Source organism: Dyella sp. LX-66 (assembly GCF_018599165.1).
Classification (GTDB): Bacteria; Pseudomonadota; Gammaproteobacteria; order Xanthomonadales; family Rhodanobacteraceae; genus Dyella_D; species Dyella_D marensis.
The window spans coordinates 612639-627747 of sequence record NZ_JAHFVJ010000001.1; the positions used below are offsets into that span (position 1 = coordinate 612639).

13 protein-coding genes are annotated in these 15109 nt (G+C 66.8%); 2 read left to right on the forward strand and 11 right to left on the reverse strand.

Features of this window, described 5'->3' with window-relative positions; translation table 11 throughout:
* The first annotated feature begins 85 nt into the window (after positions 1–85).
* Positions 86–1516, forward strand: coding sequence for an FUSC family protein (locus tag KK141_RS02740; protein WP_214570843.1), 1431 nt, complete (start codon positions 86–88; stop codon positions 1514–1516).
* Here KK141_RS02740 and KK141_RS02745 read toward each other — a convergent pair.
* The 8 genes from KK141_RS02745 to KK141_RS02780 all read right to left on the reverse strand — a co-directional run bounded on the left by KK141_RS02745 (position 1501) and on the right by KK141_RS02780 (position 10181).
* A complete protein-coding gene (locus KK141_RS02745; protein WP_214570844.1) occupies positions 1501–2421 on the reverse strand; it encodes a M14 family metallocarboxypeptidase in 921 nt (306 codons plus the stop codon). The genes KK141_RS02740 and KK141_RS02745 overlap by 16 nt on opposite strands.
* A 51-nt stretch (positions 2422–2472) precedes the next feature.
* Positions 2473–2955 (reverse strand): hypothetical protein, encoded by a 483-nt coding sequence (locus tag KK141_RS02750; RefSeq protein ID WP_214570845.1) that lies wholly within the window; start codon positions 2953–2955, stop codon positions 2473–2475.
* 82 nt (positions 2956–3037) lie between these two features.
* A complete protein-coding gene (locus KK141_RS02755; RefSeq protein ID WP_214570846.1) occupies positions 3038–3880 on the reverse strand; it encodes an MnmC family methyltransferase in 843 nt (280 codons plus the stop codon).
* A gap of 58 nt (positions 3881–3938) precedes the next feature.
* Positions 3939–4382, reverse strand: coding sequence for a hypothetical protein (locus tag KK141_RS02760; protein WP_214570847.1), 444 nt, complete (start codon positions 4380–4382; stop codon positions 3939–3941).
* Between the two features lie 143 nt (positions 4383–4525).
* The gene (locus KK141_RS02765) at positions 4526–5113 is read right to left on the reverse strand and encodes an outer membrane beta-barrel protein (protein ID WP_214570848.1); all 588 of its coding nucleotides are present in this window, start codon (positions 5111–5113) and stop codon (positions 4526–4528) included.
* 276 nt (positions 5114–5389) lie between these two features.
* Complete coding sequence (locus KK141_RS02770; RefSeq protein WP_214570849.1) at positions 5390–7036, reverse strand: ATP-binding cassette domain-containing protein; 1647 nt, start codon at positions 7034–7036, stop codon at positions 5390–5392.
* Positions 7037–7049: 13 nt separating this feature from the next.
* Positions 7050–9920 carry a type 2 lanthipeptide synthetase LanM family protein gene (locus KK141_RS02775; RefSeq protein ID WP_214570850.1) on the reverse strand — a complete coding sequence of 957 codons (2871 nt, stop codon included), beginning with the start codon at positions 9918–9920 and terminating at the stop codon, positions 7050–7052.
* A 72-nt stretch (positions 9921–9992) separates the two neighbouring features.
* On the reverse strand, positions 9993–10181 hold the full coding sequence (locus KK141_RS02780; RefSeq protein ID WP_167253698.1) for a DUF6229 family protein: 189 nt from the start codon (positions 10179–10181) through the stop codon (positions 9993–9995).
* A 504-nt stretch (positions 10182–10685) separates the two neighbouring features.
* Here KK141_RS02780 and KK141_RS02785 point away from each other — a divergent pair.
* Positions 10686–12905 (forward strand): prolyl oligopeptidase family serine peptidase, encoded by a 2220-nt coding sequence (locus tag KK141_RS02785; protein WP_214570851.1) that lies wholly within the window; start codon positions 10686–10688, stop codon positions 12903–12905.
* A 39-nt stretch (positions 12906–12944) separates the two neighbouring features.
* Here KK141_RS02785 and KK141_RS02790 read toward each other — a convergent pair whose 3' ends face one another.
* The 3 genes from KK141_RS02790 to KK141_RS02800 all read right to left on the reverse strand — a co-directional run bounded on the left by KK141_RS02790 (position 12945) and on the right by KK141_RS02800 (position 15020).
* Positions 12945–13427 carry a hypothetical protein gene (locus KK141_RS02790; RefSeq protein ID WP_214570852.1) on the reverse strand — a complete coding sequence of 161 codons (483 nt, stop codon included), beginning with the start codon at positions 13425–13427 and terminating at the stop codon, positions 12945–12947.
* A gap of 60 nt (positions 13428–13487) precedes the next feature.
* Positions 13488–14087 carry a hypothetical protein gene (locus tag KK141_RS02795; protein WP_214570853.1) on the reverse strand — a complete coding sequence of 200 codons (600 nt, stop codon included), beginning with the start codon at positions 14085–14087 and terminating at the stop codon, positions 13488–13490.
* 63 nt (positions 14088–14150) lie between these two features.
* Positions 14151–15020 (reverse strand): LysR family transcriptional regulator, encoded by an 870-nt coding sequence (locus KK141_RS02800; protein ID WP_214570854.1) that lies wholly within the window; start codon positions 15018–15020, stop codon positions 14151–14153.
* Positions 15021–15109: the final 89 nt, after the last annotated feature.

Genomic DNA, 15109 nt, shown 5'->3' on the forward strand with positions numbered 1-15109 from the left:
GTCCGCAAGAGGGCGATGCCATCAGGCATGCGCCATCCTTCGATACACCGATTAGGATGGCGCACCTCCACGCCCCTCGACACGCATGTCCCGTTCCGTTTTCGCAAGAACACGCGATGGTTTCCCGAGCGCGCCCGCGCTGGGCCGGGCGCTGGCCGAAGCCACGGCCACCCTGCTGGCCGCACTCGCCACCATGCTGTGCGCGCTGGCCGTTGCGCCGGGCCCCGGGCCGGCCACGCTGGCCGTGGTGCTATGTCTTTCGCTCTCGCGCAGCCAGCTCGACCGGGACATGCGCGGACGGCTGGAAGCCGCCCTGGTGCTGCCGCTGATCGGCGTGGTGGCGCTGGGAGTTGGATTGCTGTTGCGCCACCTTCCCTGGGTTGGCGCTGCGGTTTTCGTCGCCGGTATGTTCGTATCGATCTGGCTGCGCCGCTTCGGCCCGATGGCGCAGCGCGCCGGCAGCCTGATCGCGCTGCCTTTCGTGGTGCTGCTGACGGTGCCGCATCTGCGGCCGGCGGCGAACGGCGTGCTGCCGGTGTGGCTGGTGCCGATCGTGGTGGCGCTGCTGGCGCTGTTCTGGGTGACGGTCTTTCATCTGCTGGTGCGCTGGCTGCGTATCCGGCCGCCGGCTGAAGAAGACGATGCGCCCATGACGGCGCCTGCTGCGCAGGACAAGCCCGGCCTGGCGGTGAGCACGCGCATGGCGATCCAGATGGCGGTCGCTCTTGCTGTCGCGTTCGCGGTCGGCTTTTTCTTTTTCCGCGAACGCTGGGGCTGGATCGTGCTGACCGCCTTTATCGTCAACAGCGGCAATCGCGGACGGCTCGACGTCGTCTACAAGAGCGGCATGCGCGTGCTCGGTGCGGCGGCAGGCACGGTGTTCGCGCTGGGCATGGGCCAGCACCTTGGCATCGATCACCGCGCCACCGCCGCGCTGATTCTCACCGCCCTGTTCCTGGGTGTCTGGCTGCGGCCGTTCGGTTACGCGTGGTGGGCGCTTTTCGTCACGGTGGCGCTGGCCTTGCTGCAAGGCTTCGACGGCGGCGAACCCGGCGGCCTGCTGTGGCAGCGCATGGAGGAAATCATCCTGGGTGCGCTGATCGGCATCGCCGCCGCATGGTTCGTGTTGCCGGTGAGTTCCACCGACGTATTGCGCCGGCGGCTGGCCGATGCGCTGGCGGCGTTGAGCGAAGCGCTGGATCCGGCGACGGAGAGGCGCAGCGCGGTGCAGTTCAATGCGGCGCTCAAGCGGGTGGAACAGGTAGCGCCACCCTTCCGTGCCGTCCGCCTGCTTGCACGCCAACGCGCGATGCACCCGGCAGACTGGGCCGACACCTTGCTCGATTGCCGCCAATCGGCGTGCGCGCTGATCGATCGGGGCGCCACGCCTGGGCGGATACGCCAGCTGGTAGGCGCCGCGCGGCGATCGTTGCGCGAGCCCGAAACCTTGGCGCCCGCCTTGCACGAACTGCGCGGCGCCCTACGCGAGATGCAAGCGGCTCAAGCGCCGGCGTGAGCCAGCGCGTAATCGATCGCCGCACCCACCGCCGCCGCCTGCGCCGCATTGCACTGCTCCGGCGTGGCGCGCGGGCTGTCCGGGTAGACCTCGGTGGTGGTCGTGTAATGCGCTGACGTCACGCCCGCGCACAGCCCAAGCTTGCGCAGCGGATAGCGAATGACGCCCGGCGCCACCACGTCCGAACCGATGATTTCGCCCTTGGCGTCCGCCGGCGCGATATGCGTCACCTTGGCCACCGCCTCGATCACCGCTTGCTGGAACGCCGGCTGCGGGTTCTCGCTGTCGTCGACCAGATAGAAGCCATCCGGAATCTCGCCCGGCTCGGAGGGCTTGCCGTCGCGCGCGGCCAGCGCGGGACGGAATTCGCTCTCGTCGGTGTCGGTGGTTTCGTGCAGGTCGATATGCATCAGCACGCGATCGCGATAAGGAGCCACCAGCCGCATCAGCGCCGCGGATTCCCCTGCCGGGCTGTTCTCGCGGAAGGAACGGTTAGGGTCGATCGCGTCGGGATTCCAGCGATGGATGCGCTCATAAGCCCAGGGGCTGATGCACGGTGCGATCAGCAGATTGGCGCGCCCTTCGTAATCAGCTGCGTGAAGGTCGACGAACTGCAACGCGCCGTGCACGCCGCTGGTTTCGTAGCCATGCACGCCGCCGGTGACCAGCACGACGGGAAGATCGTCGCGCCAGCCGCGGCTCCTGATCGCCAGCAGCGGGTAGCTTTCCGCGGCGTAGTCCAGGCGGCCGTATTCGGTCACGTCGAAACGCGAACGCAGCGCGTCGATCTTGCTCTGCACTTCGTCCGCGTAGCTGCGGTGCTTCACCTGGCGCGCCAGCCATGCAGCCTTTTCCGCGGGACCCCAAGGGGTGCCGGGGGTGCCGATCGGATAGGGGGTGGTCATGGCTTGGGTTCGCTCCGCGGGGGTCGGGTGAGGCGGGGAACTTTAGCACCGCTAACTCCGGGGCACCCCGCGTCCGATCCGCTCCAGTTTCCGCGTCATGTCAGCCGGCGGATGCCCATGCAGCAGCGGCATGGTGACGCGCGGGTCGGTGTAGGGCTCGATCCGGCCATCGCGCGCCCAGCCGAAGATCAGCCAGCGCTCGCCCTCCTTCGCCGCCAGCGGCGATGGCGGGCCGCAGGGCGGAAACTCCTTGGGCGTGATCGAGCGGACCAGCACCAGGCCAAGGCCGCTGCCCAGCCACCAGTGCTCCGTGCGGACCGCAGTATCTCGAACCAGGTCGCCGCCTGCATTGCGGTATTCGCTTACCGAAACGATGTCTCCGCTGAAAATCACGAAGCCCGGCGAGGCACTGATACGGGCGTCGCGAATAAAGTCCGCCACCGGATCGGCGTGATAAACCGGCTTGCAGGCCTGTGCCACCGAAGCGCAAGCCAGCCAGCAGCTCGCCGCGATAAACATCGCCAACTTGCGCATGGTCTTTCCCCTTGGTCCGAATGATGGGTCCAACGGACCGGCAGGGAATTCGGGGTTGGCGAGCGTCGGCCCGCTGCGCGACTCAGCGCCGCACCGCCAGCACACCATCCAGCGCCAATTGCGCCTTGAACCCCGCTTTCTCCAGCCGCCGCGCCACTTCCTTCGGCACATCGCGGTCGCTGGTCAGCTTGTTGGGGCTGCCGGTGTAATGGAACATCCGGCCGCCACGGCGGATCACGCGGGCCAGCTGGTCGTAGAACGCCTGCGAATAAAGCTCGCCGGCGATGCCGAAGCGCGGGGGATCGTGCAGCACCGCGTCCACCGACGCATCGGCGACCTCGGCGATCGCCTGCGAGACGTCCGCGTGCGCCAGCTGCAGGCGCCCGCCGGCCGCGGTCGCCTCGGGATCCGGCGACCACGGATTGAGCGTGCGCAGCCACAGCACGTCGGGATTCTTTTCGAACGACTGGATCCGCCCCACGCCCGCGTCCAGGCAGCAGGCCGCGAAATAGCCCAGCCCGCCGCAGGTATCCAGCAACGCCTTGCCGCGCGGCTCCACCAGCGCCACTTTGCGGCGCGCATCGTCCACCGGCGATTCCTTCGAAGTGGGCAGCATCTTGATGCCGTCGATCTCGAAAGTGGGTGCGCCCCATTCGGTGGGCACCAGCTTGATCAGCGAGCCGGAGAAGCGCGAGACGGGCGCGAACTCGTCGCCGTCCCAGTAGTAGATGGTGCGGTCCTTGATCTTGCCGGGGTACGGGTAGCGCTGGTCTTTCCAGAGCCAGCCGTCGGGCTGGAGCGAGGCCGTGCCGTTCGAACGCCCGAGATCGAGCGAGCCGGTCCAGGTGTCCGCACCCGCTGCGTGCGCCTGCTTGAGCGCCTCCGCTGCCGGGAGCGTCAGCAATGGACCGGAATAATGCGGCACGGCGTATTTCCCGCTGGACAAGGCCACCAAGAATATCCGGTTTGGCGCCGGACCTGCCTCAACGCCTGGGAACAGGAATTCCAAATACCTTCCGGTAAATCCGTGGCGCAGGCGTCAGCATCTGCCGGACCCGGTCTTCGGAAAGGCTGCGCCATACCCAGCGGATATCCGGCGGGAACAGCTTATGCGGGTAAAGGCTGGGCGTGGTTCCGTCACCGCCGCCCTGCGCGATGCCCAGAACGAACAGGCCCTCGGAGCTCCGGCAGAGCCAGTTCACATCGATCATCAGGACATCGCCCCAACGGCTGGTCATGCAGCTGGAGCGCCAGCGATGGACGACCAGCAGATTCGAAGCCGGCATCGGTTTGCCATGGACCATGGCCTGCTGGCTCTCGAATGACTTCTCCAGCAGATCCAATGAGCCGTTCCCGCCCCATCCGCAGATACGGTAGATGACGATAAACAACAGCAGCAACAAGACCAGCAGAAGATTGATCCACATGACCGAGGTATCTATCGCCGCATTGACCGCATGCAAGTTCAGACCAACTGATGGCAAAACACCAGCGATGCCGGGAAAAGAGAGCCGGGGAATCGCTCACCCGGCTCGGGACATCCGCTGAAGCGACGCTTCAGCCAAGGCCATTACTGGCCGAAGCGCCACTCCAGCGAGGCCGACGCCATGATCGGGCTGTTGGTGCCCGTGATGAAGCGCTTGGCCTTGGCCTGGTAGCGATCGATGTTCAGGCCCAGGCTGAAGTTCGGGCTGACGTCGTAGGCAATGCCGGCGCCGACATAGACGTTGACGTCATTGTCCGAATTCTCGCCCTGCAGGCCGCCATTGGCGGTGACCTTGGACTTGGAGAAGAACGCGCCCAGGCGCGCGGTGACGTGCCAGGTGTCCGACAGGCGCCAGCGGCCGTTGCCGCCGAGGGTGAAGCCGTTGACGTGCAGCTTCAGGTCGTAGGGGTAGCCGTAATAGTTGCCCTTGGCTTCCGGCTTGCCCAGGTCGACGTAGCCGGCTTCGATACCCCACGTTTCCTGCCAGCGGTAGCCGAAGTTCAGGCCGTAGCCCCAGCTGTTCTTGTCGGTCAGGCCGTCGACGTTGGAGTGCGACATGCCAGCGCTGGTATTGATGAAAAAGCTGTTCGGGTCCGCATTGCCGGCATGGGCGGCGAACGAGCAGGCAGCCAAGGCGGCGCCCAGCGAGGCGGTAAGGAGCAGATGACGCATAAGGACCTATCCCTAGTAAGTGTGAAATGCGCCTGAGAGGCACCCGTACCGGCGCGGCCGGCGGCCTCGGCGAGAGTGGTCAACGCATGGGCCTGAAGGCCCCGTTCGATCCGGTCGGACCGATCTGGAAAGCCATCCCTCTGGCCTGAACCGCGTCCCTGCTCCCCCCGGGAGCGGCTGGCGGGCCCCGGTTCGGGCGCAGACATTAGCAGCAGGTACGGGGGGCGCGCGAGTGAACCGGGACACGGCTGGCGGCATCCGGGCCGCAGAAAGCGGCTAGGCCAACGCATTCCGGGGCGCCGCGGGGCGCGTATCGGAGACGATCTGGCCCAGGTCCAGCGCGATCACCCGGTCCGCCACGTGGAAATAGCGGTCGTCGTGGCTGATCGCGATCACCGTCTTGCCGGCCGCCTTCAGGGCCGGCAGCAGGCTGCGGTAGAAGTAATCGCGGAAATGCACGTCCTGGTCGGCGGCCCATTCGTCGAAAAAGAAAATATCGCGGTCTTCGGCATAGCACTGCAGCAGGGCCAGGCGTTTGCGCTGGCCGGTGGATAAGGCCAGGCGCGACAGCTCGCCAGCGTGCGTCTGCACCTGTTCGCCCAGGTCCAGCACGTCGAGCAGTTGTTCGATGCGTGCATCCGACAACGGATGGCCCTGTGCATCCAGCACGTGGGGAAACAGGAAGAAATCGCCGAACACGCCGGTAAAGCGTTCGCGATAGGCACGCGGATCCTGCCCGACCGGCGCGCCGTCGATGCTGATGCGGCCCTCGCCCGGCGCGATCAGGGAACTGAGCAGGAGCAGCAGCGTGGATTTGCCGCTGCCGTTGCCGCCCACGATAAACACCATCTCACCGCGGGCCAGCGTGAGATCGATCGGGCCCACTGTCGGCCTGGTGCCGGTATGCCCTGGATACCGGTAACACACGCTTTCAACGCGAATCTCGCGCCAGTCGTCCAGCGACACCGATGCCGGCGCGCGCGATGACGGCTCGTCGATCTCTCCGCCCGGATCCAGCCCCACCCGCTCCAGATGCCGCAGACTCGCCGCCCCCACCGCCAGCTGCCGCCCCGCGCTCACCAGAAAACCCACCGGCCCGCCGAGAAATACCGCGCCGATGACGAAGCGGATGATGGTGTTCTGCGTCAGCCCCAGCGACGCATAGCCGAGATACACGATCAGGAAGATCGAGCCGTACAGCACCGCCATCGACCAGGCTTCGTTGAGCCCCAGCCCCGCATGCGCGCGCAGCATCAGGCTGCGCGCGCGGCCGATCGCCGGATTCATCAGCTCGCGCGTGAAATGCCCGGCGCGCGCCTCGTTCAGCGTCATCTCCTTCTTGCCATCGCTGATGAAGCGGAAGTACTCGAACACCTTCTCATTGGCGCGCCGCAGTTCATCCAGTTTGCCGCGCATCACGCGCGCCAGCAGCAGCGAAGCGGCGAAGCTCGCGCACAGGAACAAGCCGAGCATGCCCAGCAGCGGTGGGGACACCGTGGCGAGATAGCCCGCATACAACACCGCGAGCAACAGGTTATAGGCCAGCAGCGGCGCCACCAGGGCGAGCGGTGCGATGTTGGCGACGTCGTCGATCAGCGAACCGAATACCGTGTGCTTCTGGTCCGCCAGCTTTTCGTACTCCAGATCGATAAAGCGGCGCGCCAGCTCCGTGCGCAACTGCGCCACCAACGCAGCGCCCAGCCGCGCCAGCAGCACCTGCGACAAGGCATTGGTCACCAGCAGCGCCAGCAGCCAGCACACGCCCACCGCCAGCGGATGCGCCATCGCCCCGTGCAAACCTTCCGATGCCAAACGGTTGATATGCGACAGCAAGGCCACCGTGCAGCCGGCGCTGGCGCAGGACAGCAGCGCCGCGCCCGCAAGCGAACGGTAATGCCGGCGGAGGAAGCGCTGCAGGATCATGGACGCGCGCCGCTCAGGCGGTCAGCCCTTCCTGTTCGAAGGCGCGGTTGCGCGCGTACTCGCCCAGGCGGGCTTCCATCAGCAGCGGCGAGGGAATATCGCAGTCCGGATGCATGCGCAGCAGCTGGTGGATCGAACCGGAAATGCCGCTCATCAGGCCGGGCGTGAACGCATCCCTGGCCAGGCCGCCGACGATGCCGTGCTCCTCGATGCTCGAAAGAATCACCGCGCTGCCCGGCATCGCCTGCGACGGCAGCAGGTCCGGCACCAGCTTGCTGGCGCGCAGCAGCAGCTCCCACATGCTCAGGTCGCCATGGCATAGCGTGTGGCTGTAGCCCCAGCCGCCGTGCTTGGCAGCCTGCACGGCGCGGCGCAGCGTTTCCAGGTGGCGGTCCTCGCCAGTGCGCAGGTAAAGGTCGCAGGCGGCCAGGCCGATGCCCACGCTGCCGTGGCACCAGGTATTGGGAAACTCGCGGCTGTCCGGCTTGCGCACGTCGAGCCAGTTGCCGAACTCCGGCAGATAGAGCGATTCCTCGAAATCGAAGGCACGCTCGCCGAGCGCCAGCCAGCGTCGGCGGTCTTCGGCGCTGCCTGCACCGCTCAGGCCCAGCCGCGTCAGCACCCAGCCGATGCCGGTGGAACCATGCGCGAAGCCACCCAATGGCTCGTCGTATACCGCCGCCGGCCAGCGCGCACCGCGCGCGTCGACGATCGCCGCCTCTTCCAGCCGCCGCGCCGCCTTTGCGGCCAGCGCCAGCCAGCGCGCATCGCCGGTGGCATCGGCCAGCTGCAGCAGCGGCACGATGGCGCCGGAGACGCCTTCGAGGATGTCGAAATTGCGTTCCTCGCTGAACGCCCGCCGCTCCATCGCCTCGGCACGCGCAATCGCCATGGCAAGGAAATCCGACTGCGGCTGGAACGCGTGCAAGGTGAGCCACGACAGGATCTGCGAACCCACGCCGATAAAACCGCCCACCGCTTCGATGGGACGCGCCCGCTCCGTGCTGCGCATCACCTTGAGCACACCATCCAGCGCTTCCTGCACGCCCGCCACGTCGTCGGCACGCCCCGCGCGCATCTCGCGCACATACGCCGCCAGCGTGATGGCGACGCCGCACAGGCCGACATAGAGATTCGGCTGCAGGCTGCGCATGGCCCAGCCGGCGCGGCCCAGGATGGGGCTGATCCAGGTGACGCTGCCGTCCTCGCCGCGCACAGAGAGTTCGAGCAGTTCCTGCACGGTGAGCGCAGCCATGGTGCGGCGGCGGCGGTCGAGGTCGCGTGCGCTCGGGTCGCTTGGACGCAGATCGTAGGGTGCGCGCTTGTCGTCGTTGAGGCGTCCGTTGAGATGCGCCGTCACCAGCGCGCCGCGGATGGTGAGTTCTTCCAGGTCCAGCCGCATCGCCTGCCAGGCGCCGAAGATCTCGTCGAGCTGGGCCTGATCCAGTTCATTGGCGAATACGGGCACGTCGCCGTAGCGCATGTCGTCGATCTCGGCACGGATCGCCGCGGCATCGCGCGGCGCCACCAGCGAGGCTGCCGAATTCTTCTCCAGCAGGTCGCGCGCGCGTTCGATCGCGGCCGGCTCGTCGTGCAGCGAGGCCGGATGCCACAGCATGCGCATCACCTCGACGTAGATCTGCGTCGGCCGCAGGATCAGCCGGATGCGGCTGCCCAGGAACAGCTTGAGCTTCGGCGCCAGCGCACCGTCGCGATGCAGCGCGGCGAAGCGGCCGGTGAGCTGCTGGAAACCCGCCAGGATGTCCGGCCAGAAGCGCGAGATATCCGGGTTCTCGCACGGGTGATTGCGCGCCATGTCGACGTCGATGCTGACCAGGCCCACGCGCGCGTCGCTGGTGCCGTGGTTGACGATCTCCGGCACGCGGATCTTCGGCTGCTGTCCCGGCAGGGCGCCGATGGCCGAGATATCGACGCCATCCATGCCCAGCGCCGGCGCGCGGAACGGCACCAGGCCCGTGCGCAGCACCGAGGAGCGGATCATCGCGTCGGCGAGGTCCACGGCCTGCCCAAGCTCGGTGGCCTGCGGCGGCGGCTCGGGCACGAACAAGCTTTCCACGTCGACCACGTAGGGCACGGGGCCGCAGGCGATCAGGTTTTCATGATGCACGTCGGTGCCGCCCAGCAGGCGCAGCACGGCGAGCCAATGCCCGATATTGCGGTAGAAGGTTTTCAGTTCGTCCTGGTCGGCGCAGTGGCGATGCTCGACGAAGGCCGTCCAGCCATAGGCGCCGCGATCGAGCACCGCGGGCACGCGGATGCGGTCCGCCGCGCCTTGAAACAGATCGTGGAGAAAGCTTTCCAGCGCCTGGTCGACGCGCACCGAGCGCGGCTTGTACATCAGCCGGCCGCCGCCGAATTCCAGCTGCGCCACGGACTGGCCGCCGTCGTGCACGTCGCCCTGGCCCAGGCTGGCGGCGCGCAATGCGCCTGCGGGCTGGCCGAGCAAGGCAGCGAAGGCGGCGCGGTCGGCGACGATGCGCTGGGCAAGGGTAAGAATGGCTTCGCTCTGCTGGCCGAGTGCGCGATCGAGGCGTTCTTCGAGCACCGGATAGCGGCGGCGCAAGGTTTCCTTGAATGCGTCCTGTCTGGCCAGTTCGAGAAACTGCGCGAACTTGCCGCTTTCGTCGGGCGCCGTGAGCTGGCCGGACAGCTTCGCTGCATGCAGCTCCAGCAGCAGCACGCGGTTGAGCTTGCGTTCCGCGTTGTCGCGCAGCGCCTGGTGCGCCTGCCGTATCAGGATCGCGCTTTCGCCATCGCCGAGTCCCGGCACGGCGCGGATGCGTTCGGCCAGCGAACGCCGGGCATCGGCGGTGAGGTGATCGATGATTCCCAGGAACGTATCGTTCGACGGCGCGTCGCCCATGCTCAACACCCGGTAAGTGAGGAACGGAATTCGTCCGCAGCCGTGGCCAGGCCACGGCTGCGGCGAATCAAATCAACAGCAGAAGCCGGGGCGCGAAGCCGTGCAGCCGCTGCAGCGGGTATCCAGCGCGATTTCCGGGCTGGTCACGGCCGCGATGGTGGCCGCCTGGCCTTCGGTGTACAGCGAGCCCGCCGGATTGGCGTAGCCGTCCACGTTATCGGAGCCCTTCAGCCAGCCTTCCACGATGTGATCGATCTGCATGGGTCGTACTCCTTGATGGTGTGCGCTCGGATAGGACGCGTACGCGTCTACCGCAGTGAGCGCGGCTGCGGTGAAAGCGAATGGGGATCAGGCGGACCGCGCACGAGCGGGAGAGGCATGCCGTGGCGAAGCGTTGCGGCGAAGCGGAAGCAAAGGCGATGTACCGGGCGATGTCATCCGTGGCGACGTCCCTTCCTGTCCTTTCACGCGATGCCCCCTGCATGCGTTGGTGGCCGGCTGCCGCGGCCGTTTCCTTGAAACGCCCTGAAGGGCGCGCCTTTCATGTCCGAATGTTTATCAACCTCCCGTTGACGTGAAGGCAATGTGATTCCGCATGGCATATGGGCTGGCGAGGCAACGCGGTTCTTTGCGTGCTGCGCATGAGCCAGCGAAGTGCGATGACGATCACGTTCCGCCCGGCAGTAATGACTAATGACGGTTATGACGACAGGTTCCCGCGAACGAAGCTAAGCTCCTCCGCTTCCTCGCTCGCAAGGACACCGCATGAGCCGCAGGTCCGCTTCGCATCGCCGACGTGCTTCCCTCCGCTTCGCCATCGCCGCTTGCTCTGCGGCGCTCGCCGCTTCATCGGCGCTTGCCGCAGCGAGCGACGCACCGCCGCCCGCGCGCCAGGCCGATGTGGTCGAACAGGTTTTCGGCAAGACGCTGCACGATCCCTATCGCTGGATGGAAGGCGAGAAGAATGCCGAGTTCCAGAAGTGGCTGGCCGCGCAAGGCGACTACACCCGCGGCAAGCTCGATGCCTTGCCGACGCTGCAGGCCTGGCAGGAAACGCTGCGCAAGACCAGCGGCAACGAGGTGGTCTATCGCGCGCAGCGCTACATCGGCGGCCGCCTGTTCTTTATCCGCCAGGAAGGCCAGGGCACCGGCACGCTGATGGTGCGCGAGGCCGACGGCAAGGAGCGCGTACTGCTCGATCCGGCCACGCTGGCCGGCGAGGGCAGCCATGCTTCGATCACGCTGTACGTGCCCTCGCCCGACGGCAGCAAGGTCGCGGTCGATACCGATCGCGGCGGCGCCGAAGTGACGCGCCTGGAAGTGTTCGACGTGCAGAGCGGCAAGCCCACCGGCGACGCCATGGAGCCGGTCTGGGGCGAGTTCGGCGCCGACTGGCTGCCCGACGGCAGCGGCTTCGCCTATACGCAGATGGCGCCGCCGGACCAGCGCACCAACGGCGACCCGATCCAGGACATGCGCCTGCGCTTCCATCGCCTGGGCACGCCGGCGCAGCAGGATCCGATCCTGTTGCGCGCAGGCACCGGCGAAGGCAGCAATCCCTCGTTCGCGATTCCGTCCAACCGCTTTCCGGAAATCGAATTCCCCACCGGTTCGCGCTGGGCGCTCGCCCGCGCCACCGGTGCGCAGCCGGAGACGCGCTATTGCGTCGCTCCGCAGGCGGAGGCGATCAAGCCAGGAGCGAGCTGGCGCTGCATGACCGAGCTGGCCGACAAGGTGGAAGCCGCGGCCATCCACGGCGATACGCTTTACCTCGTTTCCAGCCGCAAGCATTCCAACGGCGAAGTGCTGGCCATCGATCTGTCGCGGGCGGATGCATCGATCGCACAGGCGCGCTCTGTTCTTCCGCTCGACGACGACCAGATCATCGTCGGCCTCAGCCTGGCCGACACGCAGGAGCTCGCCGCGGCGCGCGATGCGCTGTACGTGAAAGTGTCGAAGAACGGCATCGACGGCATCCGGCGCATCGACTACGCCAGCGGCAAGGCCGATGCCATCGCGATGCCGCTGCCGGGTTCTTCCTCACTGTTCCATGCCGACAGCCACCAGGATGGTTTCCTGCTGGGCCTGCGCGGCTGGACCACGCCGGTCAAGGCCTGGCGCTACGACGCCAAGGACCGCAGCCTGCACACGCTGGGCCAGGACCAGTCCAGCCCGGCCGACTACAGCATGGTCGAGGTCACCGAAACCGAGCTGACCAGCAAGGATGGCACGCGCATTCCGCTCACCATCCTGCACCGCAAGGACGCCGTGCTCGACGGCAGCCATCGCGCCATCCTGTGGGGCTACGGCAGCTACGGGCTTTCGCAGGTGCCCACGTTCAATCCGGTGCGGCTGGAATGGGTGAAGCACGGCAACGTCTTCGCCTATGCACACGTGCGCGGCGGCGGCGAGAAAGGCGAAGCCTGGCATCTGGCCGGCAAGGGGCCGAACAAGCACAAGGGCGTGGAGGATTTCGTCGGCAGCGTGGAAGCGCTGAGCAAGCTCGGCTACAGCCGCCCCGAGCGTACCGGGCTGATCTCCGGCAGCGCCGGCGGCTTGCTGGTCGGCGGCGCGGTCGTGAATTACCCCAAGGCTTTTGGTGCGGCGGTGTTCCGCGTCGCCCTGCTCAATCCCGTGCGGCTGATGCACGCACCCAATGGCGCCAACCAGGTCGGCGAGATGGGCGACCCGCGCAAGGCCGACGAATTCCCCTTTATCCTGGCCATGGATCCATACCAGAACATCAAGCCGCATACGGCCTATCCGGCCGTGATGATGAACGTGGGCCTCAACGACAGCCGCGTCGCGCCCTGGGAGACCGGCAAGTTCGCCGCCAAGCTGCGCGCCGCCAACACTGGTAGCAAGCCGATCTGGATCCGCACCAATGCCAACGGCGGGCACGGCATCCAGGTGTCGCTGGGCGCGGAGGCGACGGAGTTTGCGGACATCTACGCGTTTCTGGATGCGCAGCTGCCGACGCCTTGATGCAGGCGCCGGCGGTCTCCGAGTGCGTGCGCTGCCGCGTCAGCGCACGCGCGTGAAGTAGTTGGTGCGGATGATCGGCGTGCCGTTGTCGCCGAAATAGGTGGCCGTTTCCACCATCGACTTGCCGTCCGGGGAAGCGACGTAGATGCGCGTCGACCCCGGTCTTCTGGCCTTGCTCAACACCATCACCAGCACATTCGGCGCGGGCTGTTTCAACGCCACAGTGTCGGCCTCCATGCCGCCTGTGATGGAACCCGGGACACCATCGATACCCACGGTGGACGTCGAATGGATTCGCACGTCGCCGGCATCGACGATATCGACCTCGGTCTTGAGCTTGTTGCCGCCGACATCGGCGAACGTGAAGGTGACGCTCTTCGGGCGCGCCGCGGCGGCCATGGGCAGGCGCGTGGTGTCCACCGCCCAGGTGCCGAGCAAGGGCGAAGCGGCGGGTGGTGCGGCGAGCGCGGGGGTTCCCTGGATCAGGCCACAAAGCAGCACAACAGCGCAGAACGCTTTCATGGGGGGTACTCCGTGGGGTGGGGTGACGGCAGGGTACGGTAAAAAGCCGTTACCGCGGGATCAGCGGCTCACCGTGCCGATGTCTTCCACGAACACCAGCTCGCACGCGCCATTGCCGGTATCTTCCCGCATCATGGAGGTATGCCAGCGCCAGCCATCCGGCCGGCTGGCGTCGACGAGAAAACCTTGCAGATGGATCACCTGCCCCGGCTGCACCCGCTCCAGCGCGCGGCGCACCGCGTCGTCGGCGGGGATCATGTGCATATTGGCGCTGGAGATTTCGATATCGCGTTGCGGGATGGGGAACTCCTCGACGCGCCAGTAGTAGAAACGGTTGGACTGGCTGATCGAGATCTTCGCCAGCACGGCGCTGTCGGACATCGGGCCCCAGCCGAGCGCCAGATCCACCGGCGCCAGCGAAGCGCCGGCATCGAAGCGGTAATCCTCGCGGGAAAGCACGCGTGCGGTGAGCTCGAAATGAGCGCGCGTGAGCAGACTGACGTCGCCACGCTGCATGACCGTGCCGTTGGCGATGTCGTCCTGAATGGGCGCGGCGGGAGCGAGCTCGCCGGCAGCCGGCACGGACGGACGCTGCCGCGACCAGTGCAGGGCGATCAGCCCAAGCAGCACGAGGACCAGCAGCAAGCCCCATTTACGCATGGATAATGCATTCCCCCTGTTCTTCTAAAAGCATAGCGCAAGCGCCGGCCGCCCGGCCTGCGCTCAGCCGTGGCTGGCCGCGAGCGGAACCCGCGTCATCTGCTCGATCATCCGCCCGAACTCCACCGCCGCCGGCGTCTTGCCGCCGCTGCTCCAGACCAGGGTGAAGTCCACCTTGGACAGCGACGGCAGCCCGTACTGCCCATCGACGATCTTCATGCCCGGCTCCACGTCGTCGCGCGCCAGCACCGTCACCGCCAGCCCCGCGAGTATCGCCGCGCGGATGCCCTGCTGGCTCTGCGAAGTGAACACGACATGCCATGGCACATCCCGCCCCTCCAGCGACGCGATGCCGACCTGGCGGTTGATGCACGGCGAAGGAAAGAACGCGAACGGCAGCGATGCGCCCGCGGGCACGTCGAAGGTCTCCGCGGCCACCCACACGAACTGCGTGCGGCGCAGCGGCGTGCCTTCCTTGTCGTCCGGCGCAGTCATCACCACCGCCAGATCGAGTTCGCCGGCCTTGATCATCGGCATCAGGTCGAGATTCATGCCGACGCTCACATCCAGCCGCACCGACGGAAACGCGCGGCCGAACTGGCACAGCAAGGTGGGCAGGCGGTCGCCGAGGAAGTTCTCCAGCACGCCGAAGCGCACCACGCCGGAAATCGGCGAGGGCCGGAAGCGGCGCGCCATGCTGTCCAGCGTGTCGAGGATCTTCTGCGCGTACTGCAGAAACTCCTCGCCGTCTTCCGTCAGGGTCAGCGCGCGCGTGGTGCGGTAGAGCAGCTGCCGGCCCACCTGTTCTTCCAGGCGCCGGATCTGGTGGCTGATCGCGGACTGGGTCAGGTTCAGGCGCTGGGCGGCGCGGGTGAAGCCGCCGGCCTCTTTCACGGCGACGAAGGCGCGCAGCAGGGCGGGGTCGAAGTCCATGGGCGATTGATGAACAGCCTTAATGGGGGCGACAAAAATAAATCATTTCCATCATGGATGGCGCGTGCCGAAAATAAAGGCCTTCCCCT